This window comes from Streptomyces polyasparticus, assembly GCF_014493765.1.
Classification (GTDB): Bacteria; Actinomycetota; Actinomycetes; order Streptomycetales; family Streptomycetaceae; genus Streptomyces; species Streptomyces polyasparticus.
Genome location: NZ_JACTVJ010000020.1, coordinates 36653 through 61570, shown reverse-complemented (window position 1 = coordinate 61570; position 24918 = coordinate 36653). Strand labels below are relative to the sequence as shown.

The window sequence follows — 24918 nt, the reverse complement described above, 5'->3', positions numbered from 1 at the left end:
CCAACCTCTGCTGAGGGGGTACGTCCTTCCGTGGTGACCAGCACTAAGCGCCGCATGCCCGACAGGCGCACCTATGTTCTCGACACCAGCGTCCTGCTGGCCGACCCGGGCGCCCTGACCCGTTTCGACGAACACGAGGTCGTTCTCCCGATCGTCGTCGTCACGGAGCTCGAGGCGAAACGGCATCACCCGGAGCTCGGTTACTTCGCCCGGCAGGCCTTGCGCCGGCTCGACGACTACCGCATCCGGTACGGCAGGCTCGACGCTCCCATCCCGCTCGGGGACTTGGGCGGCAGTCTGCGTGTCGAGCTCAACCACTCGGACCCCGGCGTGCTCCCGGCCGGCTACCGTCTCGGCGACAACGACTCGCGGATCCTCGCCGTCGCCCGCAACCTCCAGGCCGAGGGATACGACGTCACGGTCGTCTCCAAGGACCTTCCGCTCCGTATCAAAGCAAGCTCCGTGGGCCTGCTCGCCGAGGAATACCGCGCCGAGCTCGCCATCACGGAGTCCGGCTGGACGGGGATGGACGAGCTCGACCTCTCCGGCGAGCAGGTCGACCTCCTTTACGAGGAGCAGCGGCTCTACGTGCCGGAGGCCGCCGATCTGCCCGTGCACACGGGGCTCGTGCTCAACTCCGAGCGAGGGAAGGCGCTCGGCCGCGTCACGGCCGACGGCAACGTCCGCCTGGTACGCGGGGACCGCGAGGTCTTCGGCATCAAGGGGCGCAGCGCCGAGCAGCGGATCGCGCTCGACCTCCTGCTCGACCCGGACATCGGCATCGTGTCGATGGGCGGCCGGGCCGGCACCGGCAAGTCCGCGCTCGCGCTCTGCGCGGGCCTGGAAGCGGTGTTGGAGCGCCGTCAGCACCAGAAGGTGATGGTGTTCAGGCCGCTCTACGCGGTCGGCGGGCAGGAGCTCGGGTATCTGCCGGGCACCGAGGCCGAGAAGATGGGCCCGTGGGCACAGGCCGTGTTCGACACCCTCGGGGCGGTGACGGGCAAGGAGGTCATCGAGGAGATCTCGGCGCGCGGGATGCTCGAGGTGCTCCCGCTCACCCACATCCGCGGACGCTCGCTGCACGACGCGTTCGTGATCGTGGACGAGGCCCAATCCCTGGAGCGGAACGTCCTGTTGACCGTTCTGTCCCGTATCGGGGCGAATTCCCGTGTCGTCCTGACTCATGATGTCGCCCAGCGCGACAACCTCAGGGTCGGGCGCTACGACGGAGTCGTCGCCGTGGTCGAGAAACTGAAGGGACATCCGCTGTTCGCGCACGTCACGCTGACGCGCTCGGAGCGTTCGCAGATCGCGGCGCTGGTGACCGAAATGCTCGAAGACGGCCATAACTGAGTCATTCGGCCCGAGTTGGGCGCCGCGCGGGTAAGCGGAAGAGCTTACTGGCGCGGCGCCCTCTTGTGTGCGGGCTTCCAGGAAACTGGTGGGGTAAACGGGGTGTGAGCTTTCCCACGCAACGCGGAATTGCCTCGCGGCGTCCGGTTCCGGCAGAGTCTTGCTCCTGTCAGGCCCCGCATACGGCACTCCTGTACCCCCAGCGGCACAGGGCAAGTTGGACCGGTTTCACCCCAGAACTACATAGCGATCGCCGTATGCCACCCGCGACACAAGAGGCTCCTCCCGCACAGGAGTTGCCCCACCGGGTCCGTGCTTCCCGTGACCATGTATCAGCCGGAAGCCAGCGCGAGGGGCAAGATTGCGCCCGAAAGGTCACCTCTCGGGCGATGCTGGAAGGAAACCGTGTGAGCCGGATTTCGGTCCGGGGATTCGCAGTGGCCTCGGCCACCGCGGTCACCACTGTCGGCGCAGTTGTGGGCGTTGCCTCGGGCAGCACCCAGGAGACCTCGAACGACTTCGAGGCAACCGCTGCCGACGGAGGGACTCTCCTCGCAGACATACCCGCAGGCCAGCAGGTCGAGGTGCAGACCGCCTCCCTGACCCAGCAGGCCGACGCGCAGGCTGCCGCCGCCGATGTCGCGGCGCAGAAGTCCGCGGAGGAAGAGGCCCGCAAGCAGGCTGCCAAGGACGCGATCGCCAAGCAGGAAGCCGCGAAGAAGGCCGAGGCCGAGAAGAAGGCCAAGGAGCGTGAGGCAGAGCTCGCTGCCAACCGCTCGGCCACGCGCGACGCCTCCAGCTTCTCTGCCCAGTCCTCGTACAGCGTCGCCGAAGTACAGGCGATGGCGCGGCAGATGGTCCCCGCGGACCAGTTCCAGTGCTTCAGCAACATCGTGGACCACGAGTCCAGCTGGAACTACAAGGCCACCAACCCGTCCTCCGGCGCGTACGGCCTGATGCAGGCCCTGCCGGGTTCGAAGATGGTCTCGGCCGGCGCCGACTGGCAGACCAACCCCGCCACCCAGATCAAGTGGGGTCTGAACTACATGGACTCCCGCTATGGCAGCCCGTGCGGTGCCTGGGACTTCTGGCAGCAGAACAACTGGTACTGATCCGGCCCGGCAGAGAGAATCTGCCCCCGGCGCTCAACTTCGCGGAGCCCCTCACCGTCCTTCGGTGAGGGGCTTCGCGCGTGTAGGTTCGAGCCGTTCGGGATCCGGGGGGATCGGTGGGGGGAAGAAGGAAGATCATGTCGAGACTGCCAGGCTGGCTCAGCCGGCTCGGTACCGGTGTCGCCGCGGCAGGCGAACGCCTGGAAGAGCGCCGGGCCCGGGCCGAGGCCGCCGAGGACCAGGAGCCGGTCACGGTCACCGCGGCGGCGGCCAAGTCGCCCGACGGCGACGAGGGTTCCCTGGGCACCGTCCCCGCACCCCCTGCCTATGCGCCGGCCATAGCGGCCAAGGCCGATCCGGTCGCCGCCGTGCCCTGGGGCATCCGGGTCGCCGCCGAGGTCGGCTGGCGGCTCCTGGTGCTCGCGGGCACGCTCTGGGTGCTGATGCGCGCCATCTCCTCCGTACAGCTGGTGGTGTTCGCGTTCGTCGCGGCCCTGCTCATCACCGCCCTGCTCCAGCCCACGGTCGCGCGCCTCAAGCGGATGGGCCTGCCCAGGGGACTTGCCACCGCGGTCACCTTCATCGCGGGCTTCGTCGTCATGGGCCTGGTCGGCTGGTTCGTGGTCTGGCAGGTCATGGAGAACCTGGACGACCTCTCCGACCAGGTGCAGCGCGGCATCGACGAACTCCAGAAGTGGCTCCTCGACAGCCCGTTCCACGTCACCGGGGACGAGATCAACGACATCGCGGAGAACCTCCGCGACGCCATCGGCACCAATACCGAGGAGATCACCTCCGCGGGCCTGGCCGGTGTGACCGTGATGGTGGAGATCCTCACCGGCATCCTGCTCGCGATGTTCTCCACGCTCTTCCTGCTCTACGACGGCAAGCGGATCTGGCTGTGGACCCTCAGGCTCGTCCCGGCCGCGGCCCGTCCGGGCGTCGCGGGCGCGGGCCCGCGGGCCTGGCGGACGCTGACCGCGTATGTGCGCGGGACGGTGATAGTGGCTCTGATCGACGCCATCTTCATCGGTATCGGCATCTACTTCCTCGATGTCCCGATGGCCGTGCCGCTCGCCGTGTTCATCTTCCTGTTCGCGTTCATCCCGCTGGTCGGCGCGGTCGTCTCGGGCGCCCTCGCCGTGGTCGTCGCGCTGGTGACGCAGGGCGTGTTCACCGCTCTCATGGCGCTGATCGTCGTCCTCGCCGTACAGCAGATCGAAGGCCACGTACTGCAGCCGTTCATCCTCGGGCGCGCGGTCAAGGTGCACCCGCTCGCCGTGGTGCTCTCGGTCGCGGCCGGCGGCATGGTCGCCGGGATCGGCGGAGCAGTGGTGGCCGTACCCCTGGTGGCGGTGACGAACACCGTGGTGGGATATCTGCGGACCCACGCACAGGAGAACGCGTTGCAGCAGGCCGCGGCGGCAACAGGGCAGCCGGCGGCACCGACCGCCGGGGACAGCCCAGCCGAGGCCGGCCCGTGACAGCCGGGGCACGGTGACAGCTGAGGCCGGCCCGTGACAGCCGAGGACAGCCCTTGATATCCGAGCCCGAACTGGTCGGCGAGGACGGCGAGATACCGTCCTACGCCCTGGACGTGGTGGCCCCGCCCGATCCCGTACGACGTGATCCCGGGCGGCGCCCCTGGCTCTGGGCGCTCGGCGGCGCGGCGGCGGCCTCGGCGGTGTGGGCGGGCTCGCTCTACGGAGTGCAGGGCGACGAGAAGCCCGATCTCCAGGGCTACCGGCTGCCCACCGATCTGTGCACCGTGTCCACGCTGACCTCGCTCAGCGCCAAGTACGGCAAACCGGTGCCCGAGCACCGCGCGATACGCCAGGACGACGCACTCGACCGCGGGTGGTGCGTGGTGCAGCTGGGCGATCCGAAGCACGGGATCACGGAGTACTCGGTGTGCATCACCTTCGCCCTGCACAAGGAGATCGACCCGGAGCCGGAGTTCAAGACGCTCGCCATGGACAAGGACTGGTACGACGAGTCCGAAGCCGCCGCCGTCACGGAGGTCACCGACCTCGGCGAACGCGCCTACTACGTGCCGGGGGAGAGCTACGGCATGCCGGAGCTCCAGGTCCTCGACGGCCCCGCGGTCCTGCAGATGACCCTCAACGCGGGGTACAACGACTGGGCGGAGGAGAACGAGGAGTTCACGGAACCTCCCGAACCCGACTTCAAGGGGGTACGGGAGCGGATGATCGAGGACATGAAGTCCCTGATGCGGGCCCTGAAGAAGTAGACCCGGCCGTATGCGGAAGAGGAGGGCCCGCCGACCTGAACCGGTCGGCGGGCCCTCCTCGTTCACGTACAGCGGGTCAGACGGCGACCGCCTCGGACAGCACGTCCTCCGCGTCCAGCGTCGCGCCCACGGCCTGCACGACGGCCGCGATCTTCACGGCCTCCTGCACGGTCTCGCGGTCGACGCCGGCCTTGCGCAGCACCTGCTCGTGCGAGTCGAGGCACTGGCCGCAGCCGTTGATCGCCGAGACGGCGAGCGACCACAGCTCGAAGTCGACCTTCTCCACACCCGGGTTGCCGATGACGTTCATCCGCAGACCGGCGCGCATCGTCCCGTACTCCGGGTCGGAGAGCAGGTGACGCGTGCGGTAGAAGACGTTGTTCATCGCCATGATCGCGGCAGCGGACTTGGCGGCGGTGTACGCCTCGGGCGAGAGGTTCTCGCGCGCCTCGGGCTCCAGCTCGCGCAGCACCTTCGCCGAACGCGAGGCGATCGCGCAGGCGAGCACCGTGCCCCAGAGCTGCTGCTTGGGCAGCTCGGAGTTCCCTATGACGGAACCGAGGTTGAGCTTCAGATCCTTGGCGTAGTCCGGCAGCGCGGACTTCAGCTCAGCGAGTGCCATGAGGGTCACTCACCGGCCAGGAGGGCACCGGCGTCGAGGGTGTCGTCGCCCTTGGTCCAGTTGCACGGGCACAGCTCGTCGGTCTGCAGCGCGTCCAGGACCCGCAGGACCTCCTTGGGGTTACGGCCGACGGAGCCGGCGGTCACCATGGAGAACTGGATCTCGTTGTTCTGGTCGACGATGAAGACGGCGCGCTTGGCGAAGCCGTCCTCGCCCTCGATGCCGAGGTCGCGCATGAGCTCGTGCTTCGAGTCGGCCATCATCGGGAACGGCAGGTCGCGCAGGTCGTCGTGGTCCTTGCGCCAGGCGTGGTGCACGAACTCGGAGTCACCGGAGAAGCCGAGCACCTGGGCGTCACGGTCGGCGAACTCGTCGTTCAGCTTGCCGAAGGCGGCGATCTCGGTCGGGCACACGAAGGTGAAGTCCTTGGGCCACGCGAAGACGACCTTCCACTTGCCCTCGTAGGTCTTGTGGTCGATCTGCGCGAACTCCTGACCCTTCTCGAGCGAGACGCAGGCGGTCAGGTCGAACGCGGGGAACTTGTCACCGACAGTGAGCACACGCACTCCTTGTAGAACGGAAAGTCCGTTTTGCGGGCTTTCCTGGGGGGTGGACGGGGTCGATCTTGGCACGGTGCGTACTGATCACGGAAATAGTTAGACTTGCTGCGACCGATCGGAACTCCTTATCAGTGAGGGCGGCAGTGGCGAGAAGACCCCGGCAGCCGAGCCCGGCGCAGCTGCGCGCCTTCGTCGCGGTCGCCGAGCATCTGCACTTCCGCGACGCCGCGGCGGCGATCGGCATGAGCCAGCCCGCCCTCTCGGGTGCGGTGTCGGCGCTCGAGGACGTCCTGGGTGTACGGCTGGTCGAACGCACCACGCGCAAAGTCCTGCTCACCGAGGCGGGGGAGCGGCTCGCGGGCCGGGCCCGTGCGGTGCTCGAAGCGATGGACGCACTGGTCGAGGAGGCCGATGCGGTACGCGGCCCCTTCACGGGAGCGCTCAGACTGGGCGTGATCCCGACCGTGGCGCCCTACCTGCTCCCCGCCGTCCTGCGCCTCGTGCAGGAGCGCTTCCCGGCACTCGACCTCCAGGTCCACGAGGAACAGACCTCCTCCCTCGTGGACGGCCTGACGGCAGGCCGTCTCGACCTGCTGCTCCTCGCGGTGCCGCTCGGGGTCCCCGGCCTGCTCGAATTCCCGCTCTTCGACGAGGACTTCGTGCTCGTCGCACCCCTCGGCCACGAGCTGGGCGGCCGCGAGGGCATCCCGCGCGAGGTCCTCCGCGACCTGGACCTGCTGCTCCTGGGCGAGGGCCACTGCCTGCGCGACCAGGCCCTGGACGTGTGCCGCGAGGCGGGCCGCGCGGACGCCCCGGTCACCACGACGGCGGCCAGCCTGTCGACCCTGGTCCAACTGGTCGCGGGCGGTATCGGGGCGACGCTGCTGCCGCGTACGGCGGTCGCGGTGGAGACGGGCCGCTCATCCCAACTGGTCACGGGCTACTTCGCGGACCCCGCCCCGTCGCGCCGCATCGCGCTGGTCGCGCGTACGGGCTCGGCCCGCGTGGAGGAGTACGGCGAGCTGGCGGCCGAACTGCGGGAGGCGGTGCGGGGGCTGGTGGTGCAGGTCGTCCCGGCGTGACGCAGGGGGTGGCCGGCCGGTACCGGTCCACCCCCTGCGCTCCACCCCCTCCGAGTGGCTATTCCGTACGCAGCCCCTCCGGCCGCATCATCCGCAGCAGCGGCGGCAGCGACAGGAGCGTGACCCCGAGGACCACCCCCGCGCCGATCCCCGACATCGCCAGCACCGAGGGCCAGTCGAAGCTGACCTTGTGGGCCGTCATCTTCAGGAGCACGGCACCGAGCGTCACCCCCACAGTCAGGGACAGGGCCAGACCCAGGATGACGGGGATGGCCGTCTGCCACAGGACTGAGAGGCTGAGGGTGCGGCGCCGGGTGCCGAAGGCGACCAGGGCCGAGAGCAGCTTCTTGCGGTCGCGCAACTGCTCCATCTGCGAGACGAGAAGGCTCGCGCCGATGAGGAGCAGTACGCACGTGGCGCCCGCGAAGAGCCCGGTACGGACCGAGGAGAACTTGTCGCTGCGTTCCGTCGCGGCCAGGGTGAACCCGGTGGCCCGCGGATCGGCCGCGGCGGCCATGTTCCGTACCAGCTCCACGGCGTCCGGCTGGGACTTGTCCAGCTGGACGAAGACAGTGCCGTCGAGCGCCGGGAACCTGCCCTCGGGGAAGGCCTCGGGGGTGGCGAGCAGCCCGTAGGGAGGGCTGCCCATCGGATCCGTGCCCGCAGCCGACTTCTTGACCTTCGCGGGCAGCGTCCAGGGCTGGGCCAGGCCGGGACTGCCGGGGTAGGCCGGATCGATGTACAGCTTCCGGCCCGGCTTGGACAGCGCGGCGATGGAGTCGTCGCTGAACTCGGGGTTCTCGACGGCGAACACATCACCCGGCTTGCACCCGGGCACATCGGCGAGCGTGCGCAGCGCCGCGCACGAGCCCACGGTCAGCTGCGACGAGTTCTGCGGCTGGAGCTTGCCGTCGCCCACATTGGCCGAACCGGTGTACGGGGTCACGGAGGCCACGGCGGGGGAGTCGGCGAGCTTCTTCGCCAGGCCCGAGATCTGCTCGTCCGCCTGTGCCGACAGCGGGACCCGGATCTGCATGTCGGCCCGGTTCACGTCCTGTCCGGTGGACTGCTCGTAGTCGCTCTCCACCCCTGCGAACAGCATCTGCAGAGCGATCGCGCCCGCCACGGCCACGGCGATGCCATTGACCAGACGTGCCGCCGTACCACTGCTCAACTGCAGTCTGCGTACGGCCAGTTGCCAGGAGACGCTGCCGCCGCCGAGCCGCCGTACGACGGCTTCGACCGACCAGGGCAGCAGAGCGGTGATGCCGACGAGCAGCAGCACCACACCGCCCGTGACCAGCCACTGGTTGAACTCACCGCCGTCGCGGCCCTGCCCGATCATCGGCGCGAGCAGCCCGAGGCCGAGCAGCGGCAGCAGCAGACGCCACCACAGCCGGCGGCGTACGGGCTTCGCGGTGCGCACCACGCCGAGCGGTTCGATGACGACCCCGCGCAGCGCGAGCAGCGTCACCGCGACAGCGGCGGCGGGTACGGCCAGCGCCACCAGGAGCACAAGGAGCGGTGCCGGTGAGAGATCGTGCGGGAAGACCGAGATGTCGAAGGCCTCCACACTGCCCGCGGCCTGCCGCCCGATCGCGAAGAACACCGCGCCGTGGACAAGACCGACCCCCGCACCGGCGAGGGCCTCACCGGCCGCGATCCGGCGGGTCATCCACCCGTCGGCGCCGACCAGGCGCAGCGCCGCGAGCCGCCGGTCGCGCCGCTCGCCGCCGAACCGTACGGCCGCCGCGATGAACACGGCCACCGGCATGAGGAGGGCGATGAACACCACCAGGACGATGAGCAGCAGGACCGGATCCATGCGCTCGCTCTGGACCTCGCTCACCCCGATGGTGTCGAGGCGCCTGACGCCGTCGCCGGGCCGCAGGGTGTCGTCGACCGCGACATAGACCAGCTCGGCGGGGCCGACGAGGCCTGCGCTGCCGATCGTGCCCACGATCTTGCTGTCCAGCCGTTCGCGGAGGAGCTTCCCGTCCGCGGAACCGAGCAGCTCCTTGAGCGCGGGCGACACCAGCATCTCGCCGTCGGCGGGATACTCGGCGACGCCCGGAATCAGCACCGCGTCCGCTCCCTCGGGCTTCACCCGGCGCCCGCGGACCTCCTCGCCGCGGAACATCGTGTCGTTCTGGGCCACCAGGAGGGTGCGCTCGCCCGCGGGGGGATTCTCGCCGGACACGGAGTAGTCCCAGCGGGCCTGGCCCCGTGCGTCGCGCGCGCCGAGCGCGTTCGGCAGCGTGGCGGTGAGCAGCAGCAGAGCCACCCCGAGCCCGACGCCGACGGCCGTGAGCGCTGTGCGCAGCCACCCCTCGCGACCTCCGGTGAGCGCGAACCGCGCACCCATCGCGAGATCCCTGATCCAACCGCTCACAGGACGGGCTCCATATCGCGCGACTTGCCGTCGCGTACGACGATCTCGCGGTCGGAGTACGCGGCCACGCGCGCCTCGTGCGTGACGAGCACGACGGCGGCGTTGGTGGAACGGGCCGCATCCGTGAGCAGCTGCATCACACGCTCGCCGTTCAGCGAGTCGAGCGCACCGGTCGGCTCGTCCGCGAACAGCACACGCGGGCTGGTGACCAGCGACCGCGCCACGGCGACACGCTGCCCCTGACCACCCGAGACCTCACCGGGCCGCTTCTTCGCCAGATCGTCGACCTCGAGCCGCTCCATCCACGTCAGCGCGGTTCGCTCGGCTTCCTTGCGCTTGGCGCCGTTGAGACGCAGCGGAAGGGCCACGTTCTCGACACAGCTCAACTCGGGCACCAGCTGCCCGAACTGGAAGACGAACCCGAAATCGGACCGCCGCAGCGCACTGCGCTCGCCGTCGCTCATCGCGCTGAGCTCACGCCCGTTGTACGTGATGACGCCGGAGTCCGGCGGCACGATGCCGGCCAGACAGTGAAGCAGCGTCGACTTGCCGGACCCCGAGGGGCCCATGACGGCGACGACCTCGCCGGGGTGGATGGAGAAGTGCGCTCCGTCGAGCGCGTTGGTCGGCCCGTAGGCCTTGCGCAGATCCTGCGCGGACAACAGGGAACCGGCAGGCGCGGTCATGCGCTGGTCACCGCCTTCGCGAGCTTGTCGAGACGCGCGGCGGTGAGCTCCAGCCAGCGCAGATCGGCTTCGAGGTGGAACAGGGCGTGGTCGCAGATCAGTTGGTCCGCCAGATCCCCCTTGCGCTTCCGCTCGGTGAGCATCCGCATCATCCGCAGATGCTCCGCGCGCTGGGTGTCGAGCAGATCGCCGGCGTCACGGCCGGTGAGCAGCGCGAGCACGACCTTCGTGTAGAGGGTCGAGGACAGATACGGCTCGGGCTTCTCGGGAGTCGCCAACCACGTCTGTACGTCGGTGATCCCGGCTTCCGTGATCGCATACCGCTTGCGCTCGGGCCCACCGCCGGCCTCGACTCCGTCGACCTCGACGAGGCCGTTCTTCAGGAGGCGGGACATCGTCGAATAGACCTGCCCGTAGTGCAGAGGCTTGTCGTGCCCGAACTTCTCGTCGAAGGCGCGCTTCAGGTCGTAGCCGTGGCGCGGGCCGCTTTCCAGCAGGCCGAGGAGTGTGTGACCGATGGACATACCGATGACTGTACACAGGGTGTATACCCGGTGTGTATACCCACGGTGTATAGCTACCCGCACGCACCGCCGTCGACGCCCGTCCGTGCAGGTCAGCGCCTAATGTCACGATTCCGTCACCACCCGGAGCCCGGGCACAGGCCGACGGGTGGCTGCGCTGAGGTCGGGGCGGAAGCCGACCGGCCCCTGCGGTCGCGCATCAGTCGGTGCGGAAGCCCACCCGGTGCGGAAGCCCTATCCGACCCGCAGCCGCGGGACGGCGGGAGGGGACGGGCAGCGGCGCAGGACGGGGCAGCAGGGGGCCTGGGGGCGAGAGCCACCAGCGGGGGCCCGGGGGCGGAGCCCCCGTGACCTCACCCCACCCTCACACGCCGTCCGACTTCGGCGGCCGCCCCCGCCGAGGCAACGGCCCCGCCGCCCCCGGCAATCGCCCTGCATCCTTGAGCGCCTGCCGCAGCAGAAACTCGATCTGGGCGTTCGCCGACCGCAACTCGTCCCCCGCCCACCGCGCCAACGCGTCGTACACCAACGGATCCAGCCGCAGCAGCACCTGCTTACGCCCCGCCCCAGCCGCCCGCTGCCGCCCGCCTCCGGAGCCGGAGCCGGACCCGGCCCGGGAGCCGGCCCCAGCCCCATCCCCCGACCCCACCCCGGATTCGGATTCAGGCACCGAACTCACTGGTACAACGTCCCCGTATTGAGCACCGGCTGCGCCGCCCGATCCCCACAGAGCACCACCATCAGATTCGACACCATCGCAGCCTTCCGCTCCTGATCCAGCTCCACGATGTCCTGCTCCGTGATCCGCGCGATCGCCGACTCCACCATCCCCACCGCACCCTCGACGATCTGCTGCCGCGCCGCCACCACCGCACCGGCCTGCTGCCGCTGCAGCATCGCCGACGCGATCTCCGGCGCGTACGCGAGATGCGTGAACCGGGACTCGATGATCCGCACCCCCGCCGCCTCGACCCGCGCATGCAGCTCGGCGGCCAGCTTCTCCGTGATCTCCTCGGCGTTCTCGCGCAGCGACAACTGCTCCGAGTCGTACGCGTCATACGGGTACTCGATCGCGATGTGCCGCACCGCCGCCTCGGTCTGCGTGGAGACGAACTCCACGAAGCTGTCCACCTCGAACGAGGCCTGCGCGGTGTCCTCGACCTTCCAGACCACCACCGCGGCCAGCTCGATCGGATTGCCGTACGCGTCGTTCACCTTGAGCGCGGCCGTCTCGTGATTGCGCACCCGCGTGGAGATCTTGGTGCGCGAGGTCAGCGGGTTCACCCACCGGAGGCCGTCCTCGCGGATCGTCCCGCGGTAGCGCCCGAAGAGCTGGACGACCCGGGCCTCACCCGGCGCGACCATGTTCAGACCGCACATCGCGAGGAACGCGGCGAGGCCGATCAGGATCCCGAGGACGATCATCACGGCCTTCGCCCCGCCCGACTCCACGGTCGTCGCGGCGACCACGAGCCCCGCACCGCCGAGCAGTCCGACGAGCCCGAAGAGCAGGGCGAGCCCGCCCCCGATGGAATGCGCCTGGAACTCCCGTACGCGCGGCTCCGGCATCTGCGGAACGTCGGGTGCGGGGGTGCTGTCTTGTGCGGTCATCGTCGATTCCCCGTATCTGTCCATACCGATGAGACGCTCCCACCGGCCTAGCAAAGTGATAACACTTTATCGCGCGGGCGAGACCGATGCCACACCACGTCAAAGCCTCCGCATATACGGGTGAACTCGGGCAAAACGTCGGCAAGATGACGCAAGACCGGACCCTTCACATCCGGAGGGGCAACCGTTGGAGCCCCCTGGGTGTCGGTTCCTATAAGACAGGTGCTGATTGTCACGTCCGTAAAAGACCGGATCGTCATCCCTTTGTCCCCAGCTGCGGTGTTAGCTTTCTGAGCTGACCCGGGGGAAGCCGAGACACGAGTGGAGCAACGCGAACCATGGGCCGAGCGGAAGAAAGGCGAGCGAGGCAGCGCGGCGGCGGTGCCCGCCGAGCAGTGAGCCCGCCGTCGGCCGGCGCAGGCCGCATGGAGCGAGGCCCTGCCGCGGGCCGTACCCACGGACACCGCTCGGTCGGCTCCCCGTCGGACGGCTACGGCGGCCGCGACGGATACGGACGCGGCAGCGGCGACGGATACGGACGCGGCGGCGACGGCGGCGGCACCCGGGCCGACCGCCGCAGGGCCGCCTCGCGCCGCGACGACCGCAGCCTGCTGCGCCGAATATTCACGTGGAAGAAGATCCTCGGAACCTTCTTCGGCGTGATCCTGCTCGGGATGGCCGCGGCCGTCGGTCTCTATCTGTACGTCGACATCCCCAATCCCAACGAGGACGCGACGCAGCAGAGCAACGTCTACAAGGACGCGAGCGGCAAGACGATCGCGAACGTGGGCGAGACCAAGCGCGAGAACGTCGAGCTCAGCGAGATCCCGCGGCAGGTCCAGCAGGCGGTCGTCGCCGCCGAGAACAAGACCTTCTACAAGGACCCCGGCGTCGACATCAAGGGCACCACCCGCGGTGTCCTCAACACGCTCATGGGTAAGGGCAAGCAGGGTGGTTCGACGATCACCCAGCAGTACGTGAAGAACCTCTACCTGACCCAGGACCAGACGGTCAGCCGCAAGGTGCAGGAACTGGTGATCGCCCTCAAGGTCGACCGCCAGACCTCCAAGGAGGAGATCCTCGCCGGCTACCTCAACACCAGCTACTTCGGCCGCGGGGTGTACGGCATCCAGGCCGCGGCCCAGGCCTATTACGGCGTGGACGCGAAGGACCTCACCCTCGCCCAGGGCGCGTATCTCGCCGCCCTGCTCCAGGCGCCGAACCAGTACGACTTCGCGATCGCCACCGACACAGGCAAGAAGCTCGCCAAGGAGCGCTGGGCCTACGCCCTCGACAACATGGTCGAGATGGGCTGGCTCTCGCCGGCCGACCGCGCGAAGCAGAAGTTCGTAGACCCCGACAAGCCCAGCCAGAATCCGGGTTTCAAGGGCCAGAACGGCTACCACATCCGCGCCGCGAAGGATGAGCTCGCCCGCCATCTGATGGCGGAGGAGGGCCTGACCGTCGACGAGGCGTACAACACGATCGACCAGGGCGGCTGGACCATCCAGCTCAACATCGACCCGAAGAAGCAGAAGGCGCTGGAGAAGGCCGTCGACAAGAAGCTGAATTCGGAGCTCGATCCGAAGAAGCGCAAGGTCGACGCGGCCGTGCAGGCCGGCGCCGTATCCGTTGATCCGAAGACCGGGAAGGTCGTCGCGCTGTACGGCGGCGAGGACTACCTGAAGCACGAGACGTCGAACGCCACCCGCTACGACTACCAGCCCGGCTCGACCTTCAAGCCGGTGATCCTGGCCTCCGCCCTGGAGAACGAGTCGGTGGACAAGAACGACCAGCCGATCACGCCGAACACCGTCTACAACGGCGACAGCAAGGTGAAGGTCGACTTCGGCAACGGCCAGACCTACGCCCCGCCGAACGAAGGCGACGACGACTACGGCCGGATCACCGTCCAGAAGGCCATGAACCACTCCGTCAACTCGGTCTTCGCGGCCATGGGCGCCGATGTGGGCATGGACAAGGTCGTGAAGACCGCGACCGATCTGGGCATGCGGAAGTTCGACCCGCACGCCGCCATGACCCTCGGCTCCATGAAGGCGAGCACGCTCGACCTGGCCGGTGTGTACTCCACCTTCGCCGCCCACGGAAAGAAGATCACGCCGTCGATCATCAAGTCGGCGGAGCACCAGGAGACCGGGAAGTGGGAGCCCAAGCCGATCGGTGACGAGGTGATCAGCCGGGAGACCGCCGACACCATCACCTCGGTCCTGCAGGGTGTGACGAACGACGGCGGTACGGGTTCGACCGTGCTCCGCGGCGAGTACGCGGGCAAGTACGTGGCCGCGGGCAAGACCGGTACGACCGACAGCAACGTCTCGGCGCTGTTCGCGGGGTACACCCCCGAACTCGTCACCGTCGTCGGCCTCTTCGGCGAGGCGCCCGAGGGTGGCGGCGGCCTCAAGACGCCGCCGCCGGACGAGAAGCCCGCCAAGGCGGGCAACCACGTCGCGCTGTACGGCGCGGGCGGTCGGCCGACGACCCACGGTGCGGGCTTCCCGGCCGAGATCTGGGCCGCCTACACCCTCGGCGCCCTCAACGGCGGCTCGGACGCGAAGTTCGAGCTGGAGACGGACATGGGCGCAGGCGTCGCCCCGCCGCCCACGACCGCCCCGCCGACGACCCAGGCCCCGACCACCGAGCCGCCCGAGACCCAGAAGCCCACCACGGCTCCGCCGACCACCACTCCGCCGACATCGGAGACGCCGACCGAGCCCAACCCGGGTGAGTCGTCGCTCGACCCGACGTACGAACCGCCGATCACCATCGATCCGGACCCGGACGAGGACGGCAACGACAACGGCAGACCGGGCGGCACGGGCAACTGAGCCCGTTCGGCCGAAGCCGAGCCGGAACCGAAGCCGGAAGCGCCCCGGACCCCCGCGGTCCGGGGCGCTTCCGCGTGCACAGCCCGATGCGCAACCCCACCCGCCCGCAGGGCAGTTGAGGTTCCCCCGGGTAACCACCCGCACCTGCCTTGACTTCTCCGCCCCCGCACATCTGAATGTGCGTCAGATGTGTGCCGGGTGTGCAGGGGGTGTGCGCCGGGTGGTGGGCGATTCGCGAGGGGGCCCTTGATGCGCACGCGAAGACACACAGTCCCGCGCCGACGCCTCGCCGCGGCCGCCGGCTTCCTCCTGCTGCTCTCCGGCGGTACGGCGGGCGCGGCCGAGTCCCCGAGCCCCGGGGCCTCCCCGGACGCGGCCGCCGCGGGCGTGACCGTCGAGCCGACGGTCTCCTGCCGACTGCCCGCCGGTCAGGGCGATACGGCCGGACCGCAGCGGATCACCGTCGAGCTCAGCCCCGCCACGGTCGCCCCCGGCGGCACCGTGCATGTCGAGGTGGACCTCGGCCCGACCCCGGCGACCAGCCCGCTGGAGCTGGAGGACGCGCCGTTCACGGCCGGCATCGAGTTCGCGCTCTCCGGTGGCGCGGGCGGCACGGTCACCGTCTTCGGCAAGCCGACCCCCGTCGACGTACCCCTCGCCCCCGCGCGTATCCAAGTCCCCTCGTACGAGGGCGAGTTCATGATGCCGCTGGACGCGCGCAGACCCGTGCGGCTGACTCCGACCCGGACGCTGACCGTGACCCGTGTGCTCGACCGCGACTTCGAAACCCCTTGTGCCGTACGGTCCGGCGCGGAAGCGGTCGGCACCGTCGATGTGTCGGGCGAACCGGGTCCGGCCGCCACCCTCACCGTCGCGGACGGCGCGGTGGAGCCCGGCGCGGTGGTCGAGCTGAGCGGTACGCGCTGGACGCCGGGGGCCGAGCCGCGTGCGGTGCTCTGTGGGGAGGACGGTGCCGGGTGCAGTCCGGCCAAGTTCGCCCGTACCGCCCTGGAGGTCTCCGAGGGCGGACGGCTCTCGGGGTCGGTCACGCTGGCGGAGGCCGATGCGGTGCCGTCCGGTGACCACCGGCTGCGGGTCTTCGACGGGGCGCGGGAAGCGGGCGCCCGGCTGGCCGTCGAGGGCGGGGGCGCCGCCCCTGACGACCTGGACCCGTCCACCTCGCCGGACGGTCCGTCCCGCCCGGCCGACTCCTTCCCCTCGGGCCCGTCCGACGGCTCGACGGCCGGGCCGTCCGCCTCGCCCTCGCTCTTGCCGGGGGTGGGCGGCACGTCGGAGTCGGGCTCCGGCTCCGGTCTCGGCAGCGACATGGGGCAGCAGCACCTGGCCACGTACATCACCCCTGGCCCGCTGGCGATGACCCAGTCCGGTGACGCCGTGGACTTCGGCACCTTCGAACTGGGTCAACAGTCCACGGCCACCGCCGCGTTGAACACGGTCACCGTGTCGGACGGGCGTGGCCGCAACATCGGGTGGTCGCTGACGGCGACGCTCACGGATCTCACGTCGGGGTCGGGGCGGATTCCGGCGTCGGCGGTGAGCTGGGTGCCGTCGTGTGTGGCGGAGACGGGCAGCGTCGGCCGCCCGACCGCGGGTGCGCCTGGACCCCTCGGTCCCCAGGCGTCCTCCCTCTGCACGATGCGCCACCACGCGCGCACGCCGCTTACGGGCGGCAAGTTCCGCGCGGACGCGTCCCTGTCCCTCACCTTCCCGGGCTACGTCCCGCCGGGCGAGTACAAGGCCACGCTCCAGCTGACGCTGCTGTGACGGACGGCTTGTCCTTCCCCCAGCCCGCCGCAGGCGCAACGGCCCGCACCCGGCAGCGCGCCGCACCACCGCCGCCACCGCAACCGACCCGCCACCACCAACGCAACCGAACCCCAAGCTCACCGGTTCAGCTCGAACCAGACCACCTTGCCCGTGGACAACCGCGTAGCCCCCCACCGCCGAGCCAGCCGATTGACGAGGTACAGCCCCCGCCCACCCTCATCCGTCGCCCGCGCCTGCCGCAACCGCGGCAACTGCGGTACGTCGTCCACGACTTCGCACCGCAGCACATCGGTCCGAAGGAGCCGCAGTGTTATCGGCCGCGACGCATACCGCACCGCATTGGTCACGACCTCGCTCACCAACAGCTCTATCGCGTCCGTATGCGATTCGAGCCCCCACCGCTCCAGCGCCCGCCGCGCAAGCCGCCGGGCCCGCGAGGGCGCGGAGTCCTCGGGCTCCAGGTACCAGTACGCGACATCGCTGGGCGCGATCCCGTCGAACCGGGCCGCGAGCAGCGCGATGTCGTCGTCGCGGTCGCCGGGGCCGAGCATGTCGAGCACGTCGTCGCACAGGGCCTCCAGCGGAGGTGAGTGATCGGGCCCGGTCAACTCCGCGGCGGCGGCGAGCCGTTCCCGCAGCTGCTCGATCCCGGTCCATACGTCCCGCAGCCGGGACTCGACCAGACCGTCCGTGTACAGAAGCAGCGTCGCCCCGGCCGGAGCGTCCAGCTCGACGGCCTCGAAGTCGACCCCGCCGACCCCGATCGGCGCACCCGCGGGCACCCGGAGGACCTCGGCCCGCCCGCCGATGTGCAGCAGAACCGGCGGCGGATGCCCCGCGTTGGCGATGGTGATGCGGTGCGCGACCGGGTCGTACACCGCGTACAGACAGGTGGCCATGCGGTCCGAGCCGAGCCGCTGGGCCTGTTCGTCCAGATGGTGCAGGACTTCCTGCGGCGGCAGATCGAGACCCGCCAGCGTCTGCGCGGTCGTCCGCAGCTGGCCCATGATGGCCGCGCTGGTCATGGAGTGGCCCATCACGTCACCGACGACGAGCGCAACCCGGCTGCCCGGCAGGGGAATCGCGTCGTACCAGTCACCGCCCACGCGGGCCGTCTCCGCGGCCGGCAGATAGCGGCTCGCGAGCTTCACACCCGTGGGCTGCGGCAGAGTCTCCGGCAGCATGGTGCGCTGCAGTTCGTCGGCGATGTACGCCTCGCGCCCGTACAGGACCGCTTTGTCGATCCCGAGCGCCGTGTGTGTGGCGAGCTGCGCCGCGACCAGGAGATCGTCGCCCTCGAAGGGGCCCCGTTCGGGCCGCCGAAGGAACACCGCCGCGCCGATCACCCGCCGTCGCCCTCGGAGCGGGGCGAGAATCACCCGCCGCGGCCCGGGCAACGGCCGTTCCTCGCCGAGCAGTTCGGACAGCGCGGCCCGCGCGGTCGCGGACTCCCCGAACACCGGCCGCACCCCCCGGAGTACTTCGGCGAGCGCCCCGCCGGTCTGCACCTCGCACAGTTCGGCGGCGAGGCCCGCGTCCGGCTGCAGCTGCAGTACGGGCTGCAGTACGCCCTCGGTGACGGAATCCTCGGTGTCGTCCGGGGCGTCGGGTATCCGGTCGGTACGGCGCAGCCGCAGCACGACGGGTCCGACGGGACGCTCCTCGCCGACGGGCAGGGGATCGCGCAGATACACCAGGATCGCGTCGGAGAACGTCGGCACGGTGGCCCGGCACAGGCCCATCACGATCTCGTCGAGGTCCATGCCCCGGGCGATCCGCCGCGTCGCCGCCCCCACGAACCGCAGCCGGTCGCCCTCACGGCGCGCCTTCTCGCCGCCGCGTGCGGCGGGGACGGCGCCACCGCCACCGGAGTTGCCGGGCACGGCATCCGCCACGGACCGCGCACCGGGCGAGGCATCCGTCACGGACCGGGAGCCGGGCGAGGCATCCGCCACCGACCGCGACCCCGGCCGTGCCTCCGAGGGCGTCTGCCCCTCGGGGACCTGCGCATGCTCGGCCCCGGACGGCTCGCCCTGGGCCGGTAATGCCATCGCCGCACCGGCAGGCGTGTCCGGGGAATGCAGCACCGCCCCGCGGCGTTCCGCGGGGCCAGTCGCTCCGGCGGCCTTCGCGCGGCCGCCGTCGTGGGAGGTGGGGTGCTCCGTCACGCGTGTCGAATCCGTCCGTCCGGGGCGCCGCGTCCGGCCCCGCCGATCGAGCCGCGCGCGTGCCCTATGTCCACGTCCCTGCCGAATCTCAGTGACACTCCGTCAAGTGGTGCGCAAGCCCTGTGAGTTCCTGCTCCTGAAGGTTGTGAAGGTTCCGGAGGACGATCCTACGTTTGCTCCCCGGGGGCGCATCAAGGGTCTCATGTGGACACACGCGCGGGCGTACGATCCCAGTCCTCCGGCAGAACCGGTGTATTCCAGGCCGGATCCGGCCTCCAGCGGGGCCAGCCGTCACGGAACGGCGAACCCCAGGCCCGTACGACCTCGATCGCCGCGTTCCCCGCATCGCGCACGGCACGCGCCTGCGCGGCGTCCATCAGGCCGACGCGCTGGGCCTCGGCGAACTCGTCCTCGTCCCGCCAGTGCCAGCGGCGCTCAGGGGTCACGGAGATATCGAGGAAGTGGTCCTCGGAGTCGACCCCGCCGGCCCAACGGGCCAGCGGCTCCTCGAGGTTGACGTAGAAGTTCTTGAACCGCCAGCCCTGCTCCCAGAACAGCCACACCGACCAGGGCTCCCCGGGGTGCGCCAGCTTGAGCACCCCGGTGCCGTGCCACCGGTCGCGCACCACGGTGCGCGGCTTCGTGTAGCGCGTCGCGAGCGGCTCGTGGTGCACGGGCGTCCCGTCGGCGAGCACCGGCCGTACGCATTCGGTGCCGGGCGCCATCCACACGGCGAGCAGATCGGAGGTGTCGGTCACGACCGTCACGGGCCGGCAGATGTGGATCCCATCGCCGCCGTTCTCGCGGTACCGCCACAGGATGTGGCTCCCGGGCGCCCAGCGCTCCACTCCGTCTGCGGTGATCCCGTGCTCTGCCATGACCAGATATTAGGTGGCCCGCTCACGCGGAAGGCGTCATGGGCGTGTCATACGGAGCACATCGAGGGCCTCGTCCAGCTGCGCCTCCGTCAGCAACCCCCGCTCGACATAACCCGATTCGAGTACTACCTCCCGGATCGTCTTGCGCTCGGCGAGGGACTTCTTCGCGACCTTCGCCGCCTCCTCGTACCCGATGTACTTGTTGAGCGGCGTGACCACGGACGGCGAGGACTCGGCGTACTCCCGGGCCCGCTCGATGTTCGCGGTGATCCCGTCCACCGTACGGTCGGCGAGCAGCCGGGAGGCGTTGGCGAGCAGCCGTACGGATTCGAGGACGTTCTTGGCGAGCACCGGCAGCATCACGTTGAGCTCGAAGTTCCCGGACGCGCCCGCGACGGACACCGTCACGTCATTGCCCTGCACCTGGGCCGCCACCATCAGGACGGCCTCGGGGATCACGGGGTTGACCTTGCCGGGCATGATCGAGGAACCCGGCTGCAGATCGGGCAGGTTGATCTCCGCGAGCCCGGTGCGCGGGCCCGAGGCCATCCAGCGCAGATCGTTCGCGATCTTCGTCAGGCCGACCGCGATGGTGCGCAGCTGCCCGGAGGTCTCGACGAGCCCGTCCCGTGCGCCCTGCGCCTCGAAGTGGTCGCGTGCCTCGGTCAGCGGCAGCCCGGTCGCGCCCGCGACCTCGGCGATCACGGCGGCCGAGAAGCCGGCCGGGGTGTTGATGCCCGTGCCCACCGCGGTCCCGCCGAGCGGCAGTTCCGCGAGCCGGGGGAGCGAGGCCGTCAACCGCTCGACGCCGTACCGCACTTGGGCGGCGTATCCGCCGAACTCCTGGCCCAGGGTCACCGGCGTGGCATCCATCAGATGCGTACGGCCGGACTTCACCACGTCCTTGAACTCCTCGGCCTTGCGCTCCAGGGCCTCGGCGAGGTGCTGCAGAGCCGGGATCAGATCACGGGTCACGGCCTCGGTCGCGGCGATGTGGATCGAGGAGGGGAAGACGTCGTTCGAGGACTGCGAGGCGTTCACATGGTCGTTGGGGTGCACGTCACGGCCCAGGCGCTCGGTCGCCAGGGTCGCGATGACCTCGTTGGTGTTCATGTTGGAGGAGGTGCCGGACCCGGTCTGGAACACGTCCACCGGGAAGTGCTCGTCCCAGCGCCCCTCGGCGACCTCGGCCGCGGCGGACTCGATGGCCTCCGCGATGTCCTTGTCGACCACGCCGAGCGAGGCGTTCACCTTGGCGGCGGCACCCTTGATCCGGGCGAGGGCACGGATGTGGGCGCGCTCGATGCGCTGTCCGGACACGGGGAAGTTCTCCACCGCGCGCTGCGTCTGCGCGCGCCACTTGGCGTGCGCGGGAACCCGCACCTCGCCCATGGAGTCGTGCTCGATCCGGTACTCACCCGCGTCGTGCGTCATCGCCCTGGCCTCCTGGTGGTGTCTGTTACGGAGAGCATCGGCCGGGTACCCCCTATTCCCGCACCGGCCCTCTTTGACGAGCCGTGATCCGTACTCCGCCTTATGTTCGACACATGATCGGAATACTCTCCGTAGTCGCCGGAACACTCCTCGCGACTGCGTTCACCCCGCCGGCCCCCTCGGGCCCCGCCACCCAGCCCCCCGCGGCCCAGCCGGCCGTCGCCCGGGCCTTCGCCGCCCAGGCCCCCGCCGGCTACGCCCCCGACGCCCCGGACGCCGCGATCCGCGCGTACTGGACGCAGGACCGCATGCGGGCGGCCGCAGGTCAGGCCCCCGGGGACGACCGCCCCGACGGCGTCTCCTGGACCCTCGGCGCCGAACCCGTGCGCAACGTCGGCAAGCTCTTCCTGACGATCCGCCCGGCCGAGGAGGGCGGCCCCGACCGCGACGCCTCCTGCACCGCCGCCGTCGTCAAGTCCGGCAACCGCAGCGTGATCGCCACGGCCGCGCACTGCGTGCACCTCAAGGCCGCGGGCGGCTGGATGAAGCGGATGCTCTTCGTCCCCGCGTACGACAAGGGTGCGAAGCCGTACGGCAGTTACGTGGCGAAGTCCGGCGGCATCACCGCCGCCTGGCAGACCGCGGAGGACCACGAGGACGACTTCGCGTTCCTCTTCCTCGGCCCCGACGAGCAGGGCCGCCGCGTCGAGGACGTCACCGGCGCGCGGCGCGCCGTCTTCGAGCCGGTCCCGGGCGAGAAGACGGCCCTCGGTTACCCCGTCGACAAGCCGTACGACGGCGAGACCCTGCAGTACTGCTCCGGCCCGACCACCCCCATCACCGACGAGCGCCTCAAGGGCGGCGAGCAGCTCTCGCCCTGCCGCCTGACGCACGGCGCGAGCGGCGGACCCTGGTACGCCCGCACCCCGCAGGGCGAGGACGTCCAGGTCGCCGTCACCAGCTCGCGGCCCAAGGACGAGGCCTTTGCGAATTCGGCCTGGGGCGCGGTCCTCACGGCGGAGGCCCGCAAGCTCTTCGAGCAGGAGGAGAAGAAGTAGCCGGAAGCTCCCCCGAACGACGAGGTGGCCGCGCACGCATGCGCGGCCACCTCTCGTATACGGGCGGTCAGTCGGCGAACACGATCACCGTGAACAGGAAGAACAGCCCGATCAGAACGGGCCAGTACAGCAGCGTCGGCAGCAGATTGTCCCGCCATTCAAGGGCCCTGATCTTCGTCTCCGTACCAAGAATGATCGCGTTGGCGAAGATGCCCATGATCACCACGTACTGGGCGATCGCGAAGAACTCCATATAGCTGAGCGAGGTGTCGCCGACGATCTCGCGGATCTGCGTCTGGTCGACCACCACCACGAGCAGCAGCGACACGGCGAACGAGATCGCGGTCCAGGTCGAGAAGCCGAACCGCGGATTGCGCCGGTCGTCCTTGGTGTACACGAACAGCGCCAGGAACATGATCGCCGCGATGAACAGCGACTGGAGCAGCTTGCCGGTCATCGGCCCCGCGTAACTGCGCGCGACCCCGATGTTGAAGTACATGTCCGGCGCCTTGACGTTGGGCCCGGCGAAGGGTCGTACGCCATAGGTCATCGAGTACTCGTGCTCCTGATAGCTGTACGCCGTGTAGTACGGGCTCCAGCCCTCGGACACGATCGACTGGTCCAGGCCCAGACGGTCGTACTTCCAGGGCGGGTACGAGGAGAAGTCGGGCACGATCATCTCGGGTTCGAAGGCGCTGACCGTCCACATCCGCAGCCAGATGTTCTGCTTGTCCAGCGGGTACTTGCCGTAGCTGAACTTCTGCCGCAGCGTCAGGTTGAAGTGCCAGCCGCGCACCTGCTGCCCGTTCGGCAGGTCCACCTTGTAGACCTCGTCCATCGAGTAGCCGTCGGGCGCCTCGGGGAAGGTCACCGCGCGGCTGGTCTCCGGGATGTCCTTGGTGTAGCGCTGCCAGACGTAGCCGTTGACCTCGACCTCCTGCGGGCCCGTGAACTTCGCGCCCTGGATGAACAGTCCGGTCGGGATCAGCTTGAGCTGGCCGAGCACCTTCGGCCCGAAGAAGTCGCCGAGCACCTTCTTGGTGTCCGCGTCCGACTTCACGGCGGTGCCGACGATCGTGTTGATGTTCTTGTCGTTGTTGACGACCTGCCAGATCGTCACCGTGCCGATGACGAAGACCGTGGTGGCCGCGAGCGACATCAGGACGCAGCGCTTGGTGGTGAGCAGGAACGGCCGAAGGAGCGCCGCCGCCAGACTCAGGGCGAACAGGACGAGGCAGATCAGCACCGGCGCCCAGTTGTCGCGCTGGGTGTGGCCCGCGTCCACGTCCTCGGTGAAGTACTGGATCGCCGTGATGACCGTGGCGATCGCGGTGAGCCCCAGCAGGACCCAGTTGGCCCGCTCCAGACGGCGGGGCCAGACGCCGGTGGCGGGGGTCTCGGGCTCGTCGCCGTCCTTGTGGAAGTCCGGGCCGTCGCCCCCGCCACCCCCTTCGTCGCCGTCGCCGCCCGTCCCGTCCTCGTCGTCCGCGCCCTCGGCCGCCTTCCGCCGGCGCGCTTCCTCCTCCATGCCCGCGGTCGCCTGCGCCGTGGCTGCCGCGGCGGCGGCAGCCGTGGCGGCGGACGCCTCCGTACCGGACGTCAGGGACTCGGCGCCCATGTTGGAGGGGTCGATGCCCGGGTCGGGGCCGCCGGGGGAGGGGGTGGGGTCCTCGATGCTCATCTCAGACCACCGTCATCGGCCACTGCCGGGGCCCTGAGCCGGCGTTGCGGTCGGCACCGGCGGCGGCGTGAACTTGAATTCCGGGATGTCGAACGGCAGCACCTGCGCGACCACGCCGAAGGCGATGTTGACGAAGACATCGGCGGCGAGGAAGGACATGTACATCATCGAGAAGCCGGCATGGATCGCCAGGCCTGCCAGGTCGCCGCGCTGGCCGGCTTCCCGCATGGCCTTGTTCTCGGCCTTGAGGGACTGGATCGTCCCTTCGAGGACGCGGTACGCCTTGGCCCGGTCGGATCCAGGAGGCCCGCCCGCGAATCCGCCGAGCAGGTTGTCGAGGCTCGCGTTGGCCTTGAGCTCGAGCTCGGCGAGGACCTTCGGGTCCTTCTCGCCGCTGAGCACCGTACCGGCGAAGTCGGCCACGTTGCCGGAGCCGTTGCCGAACTTGCCGATGGTCTTCCAGGTCTTCGCCAGGGCCTTGCGCTTGCCGGTCACGTCGTAGGCCGGGTCGAACTCGGGCTTCGTGGGGCTCGGCTGCGGCTCGCCGCTCGCACTGGGCTGCGGGGATTCGGCGGGCTTCGGCTTGAGCCACGCGAACGGGTCACCGGTCGGCGACGGCGGCATGAACCACGGGTTGGCGGCCGGGCTCGGGGTGGCGGCGGGATCGGCCGGCGGGGGAGTGGTGAGCGAGGGCAGCGGCGGGAGCTGCGGCGGCTCCTGGCCCGACCCCGTACTGGCCGGGGTGGGGTCCTTGGGCGCGGCGGACACGGCCGAGCCGAGTGCGAGCGATCCGCACAGAGCGGCCGACAGTGCGACGGTCAGGAACTGCTTCCGGTGCATGGGGACGGGATCCTTCCGTACGGGCACTCAGC

The 24918-nt window shown here is 70.0% G+C and carries 20 protein-coding genes; 8 read left to right on the top strand and 12 right to left on the bottom strand.

Annotated features, from left to right (window positions below):
• The first annotated feature begins 30 nt into the window (after positions 1-30).
• From phoH2 to H9Y04_RS34285, 4 genes are all read left to right on the top strand, one after another.
• The gene (phoH2, locus tag H9Y04_RS34300) at positions 31-1353 is read left to right on the top strand and encodes an RNA 5'-3' helicase PhoH2 (RefSeq protein WP_187818060.1); all 1323 of its coding nucleotides are present in this window, start codon (positions 31-33) and stop codon (positions 1351-1353) included.
• Between the two features lie 407 nt (positions 1354-1760).
• Positions 1761-2465 (top strand): aggregation-promoting factor C-terminal-like domain-containing protein, encoded by a 705-nt coding sequence (locus H9Y04_RS34295; protein WP_308801473.1) that lies wholly within the window; start codon positions 1761-1763, stop codon positions 2463-2465.
• Positions 2466-2602: 137 nt separating this feature from the next.
• Positions 2603-3949 carry an AI-2E family transporter gene (locus tag H9Y04_RS34290; protein ID WP_187818058.1) on the top strand — a complete coding sequence of 449 codons (1347 nt, stop codon included), beginning with the start codon at positions 2603-2605 and terminating at the stop codon, positions 3947-3949.
• A 53-nt stretch (positions 3950-4002) separates the two neighbouring features.
• Positions 4003-4716, top strand: a complete 714-nt coding sequence (locus H9Y04_RS34285) for a hypothetical protein (RefSeq protein WP_187818057.1) — start codon at positions 4003-4005, stop codon at positions 4714-4716.
• Between the two features lie 76 nt (positions 4717-4792).
• Here H9Y04_RS34285 and H9Y04_RS34280 read toward each other — a convergent pair whose 3' ends face one another.
• Complete coding sequence (locus H9Y04_RS34280; RefSeq protein ID WP_187818056.1) at positions 4793-5338, bottom strand: alkyl hydroperoxide reductase; 546 nt, start codon at positions 5336-5338, stop codon at positions 4793-4795.
• A gap of 5 nt (positions 5339-5343) precedes the next feature.
• Positions 5344-5898 (bottom strand): peroxiredoxin, encoded by a 555-nt coding sequence (locus H9Y04_RS34275; RefSeq protein WP_187818055.1) that lies wholly within the window; start codon positions 5896-5898, stop codon positions 5344-5346.
• Between the two features lie 143 nt (positions 5899-6041).
• Here H9Y04_RS34275 and H9Y04_RS34270 point away from each other — a divergent pair, with 143 nt between their 5' ends.
• Entirely contained in the window at positions 6042-6980 is a 939-nt protein-coding gene (locus tag H9Y04_RS34270) for a LysR substrate-binding domain-containing protein (protein ID WP_187818054.1), read from the top strand.
• A 58-nt stretch (positions 6981-7038) separates the two neighbouring features.
• On the opposite strand, the gene H9Y04_RS34265 is transcribed toward H9Y04_RS34270, so the two are convergent.
• From H9Y04_RS34265 to H9Y04_RS34250, 5 genes are all read right to left on the bottom strand, one after another.
• A complete protein-coding gene (locus tag H9Y04_RS34265; RefSeq protein WP_187818197.1) occupies positions 7039-9345 on the bottom strand; it encodes an ABC transporter permease in 2307 nt (768 codons plus the stop codon).
• Between the two features lie 23 nt (positions 9346-9368).
• On the bottom strand, positions 9369-10058 hold the full coding sequence (locus tag H9Y04_RS34260) for an ABC transporter ATP-binding protein (protein WP_187818053.1): 690 nt from the start codon (positions 10056-10058) through the stop codon (positions 9369-9371).
• The gene (locus tag H9Y04_RS34255; RefSeq protein WP_187818052.1) at positions 10055-10582 is read right to left on the bottom strand and encodes a PadR family transcriptional regulator; all 528 of its coding nucleotides are present in this window, start codon (positions 10580-10582) and stop codon (positions 10055-10057) included. Before H9Y04_RS34255 ends, H9Y04_RS34260 begins: the two co-directional genes overlap by 4 nt.
• Before the next feature lie 364 nt (positions 10583-10946).
• Positions 10947-11132, bottom strand: a complete 186-nt coding sequence (locus H9Y04_RS47050) for a type II toxin-antitoxin system antitoxin (RefSeq protein ID WP_308801469.1) — start codon at positions 11130-11132, stop codon at positions 10947-10949.
• Between the two features lie 125 nt (positions 11133-11257).
• Entirely contained in the window at positions 11258-12193 is a 936-nt protein-coding gene (locus H9Y04_RS34250; protein ID WP_187818051.1) for an SPFH domain-containing protein, read from the bottom strand.
• A gap of 338 nt (positions 12194-12531) precedes the next feature.
• On the opposite strand from H9Y04_RS34250, the gene H9Y04_RS34245 reads away from it, so the two are divergent.
• Positions 12532-15039, top strand: coding sequence for a transglycosylase domain-containing protein (locus H9Y04_RS34245; protein WP_187818050.1), 2508 nt, complete (start codon positions 12532-12534; stop codon positions 15037-15039).
• Between the two features lie 249 nt (positions 15040-15288).
• On the top strand, positions 15289-16824 hold the full coding sequence (locus H9Y04_RS34240; protein ID WP_187818049.1) for a hypothetical protein: 1536 nt from the start codon (positions 15289-15291) through the stop codon (positions 16822-16824).
• A 119-nt stretch (positions 16825-16943) separates the two neighbouring features.
• Here the strand turns inward: H9Y04_RS34240 and H9Y04_RS34235 are convergent, their stop codons facing one another.
• From H9Y04_RS34235 to H9Y04_RS34225, 3 genes are all read right to left on the bottom strand, one after another.
• Positions 16944-18995 carry a SpoIIE family protein phosphatase gene (locus tag H9Y04_RS34235; protein WP_187818048.1) on the bottom strand — a complete coding sequence of 684 codons (2052 nt, stop codon included), beginning with the start codon at positions 18993-18995 and terminating at the stop codon, positions 16944-16946.
• Between the two features lie 200 nt (positions 18996-19195).
• Positions 19196-19873 (bottom strand): cytidylyl-2-hydroxypropylphosphonate hydrolase, encoded by a 678-nt coding sequence (fomD, locus tag H9Y04_RS34230; protein ID WP_187818047.1) that lies wholly within the window; start codon positions 19871-19873, stop codon positions 19196-19198.
• A 36-nt stretch (positions 19874-19909) separates the two neighbouring features.
• Entirely contained in the window at positions 19910-21307 is a 1398-nt protein-coding gene (locus H9Y04_RS34225) for a class II fumarate hydratase (protein ID WP_187818046.1), read from the bottom strand.
• 113 nt (positions 21308-21420) lie between these two features.
• Between H9Y04_RS34225 and H9Y04_RS34220 the strand changes: the two genes are divergently transcribed.
• Positions 21421-22365, top strand: coding sequence for a trypsin-like serine peptidase (locus H9Y04_RS34220; RefSeq protein WP_187818045.1), 945 nt, complete (start codon positions 21421-21423; stop codon positions 22363-22365).
• Positions 22366-22432: 67 nt separating this feature from the next.
• Here the strand turns inward: H9Y04_RS34220 and H9Y04_RS34215 are convergent, their stop codons facing one another.
• Together H9Y04_RS34215 and H9Y04_RS34210 are read right to left on the bottom strand one after the other, a co-directional pair.
• Positions 22433-24046, bottom strand: coding sequence for a hypothetical protein (locus H9Y04_RS34215; RefSeq protein WP_187818044.1), 1614 nt, complete (start codon positions 24044-24046; stop codon positions 22433-22435).
• 12 nt (positions 24047-24058) lie between these two features.
• The gene (locus tag H9Y04_RS34210; RefSeq protein ID WP_187818043.1) at positions 24059-24886 is read right to left on the bottom strand and encodes a hypothetical protein; all 828 of its coding nucleotides are present in this window, start codon (positions 24884-24886) and stop codon (positions 24059-24061) included.
• Positions 24887-24918 lie beyond the last annotated feature (32 nt).

Bases quoted from the DNA above. Each gene is read 5' to 3' on its own strand.
- H9Y04_RS34220 (WP_187818045.1), top strand. From the start codon at position 21,421: ATGATCGGAATACTCTCCGTAGTCGCCGGAACACTCCTCGCGACTGCG.
- H9Y04_RS34255 (WP_187818052.1), bottom strand. From the start codon at position 10,582: ATGTCCATCGGTCACACACTCCTCGGCCTGCTGGAAAGCGGCCCGCGC.
- H9Y04_RS34210 (WP_187818043.1), bottom strand. From the start codon at position 24,886: ATGCACCGGAAGCAGTTCCTGACCGTCGCACTGTCGGCCGCTCTGTGC.
- H9Y04_RS34240 (WP_187818049.1), top strand. From the start codon at position 15,289: ATGCGCACGCGAAGACACACAGTCCCGCGCCGACGCCTCGCCGCGGCC.
- H9Y04_RS34245 (WP_187818050.1), top strand. From the start codon at position 12,532: ATGGGCCGAGCGGAAGAAAGGCGAGCGAGGCAGCGCGGCGGCGGTGCC.
- H9Y04_RS34265 (WP_187818197.1), bottom strand. From the start codon at position 9,345: ATGGGTGCGCGGTTCGCGCTCACCGGAGGTCGCGAGGGGTGGCTGCGC.
- H9Y04_RS34225 (WP_187818046.1), bottom strand. From the start codon at position 21,307: ATGACGCACGACGCGGGTGAGTACCGGATCGAGCACGACTCCATGGGC.
- H9Y04_RS34215 (WP_187818044.1), bottom strand. From the start codon at position 24,046: ATGAGCATCGAGGACCCCACCCCCTCCCCCGGCGGCCCCGACCCGGGC.
- H9Y04_RS34290 (WP_187818058.1), top strand. From the start codon at position 2,603: ATGTCGAGACTGCCAGGCTGGCTCAGCCGGCTCGGTACCGGTGTCGCC.
- H9Y04_RS34280 (WP_187818056.1), bottom strand. From the start codon at position 5,338: ATGGCACTCGCTGAGCTGAAGTCCGCGCTGCCGGACTACGCCAAGGAT.
- H9Y04_RS34250 (WP_187818051.1), bottom strand. From the start codon at position 12,193: ATGACCGCACAAGACAGCACCCCCGCACCCGACGTTCCGCAGATGCCG.
- fomD (WP_187818047.1), bottom strand. From the start codon at position 19,873: ATGGCAGAGCACGGGATCACCGCAGACGGAGTGGAGCGCTGGGCGCCC.
- H9Y04_RS34260 (WP_187818053.1), bottom strand. From the start codon at position 10,058: ATGACCGCGCCTGCCGGTTCCCTGTTGTCCGCGCAGGATCTGCGCAAG.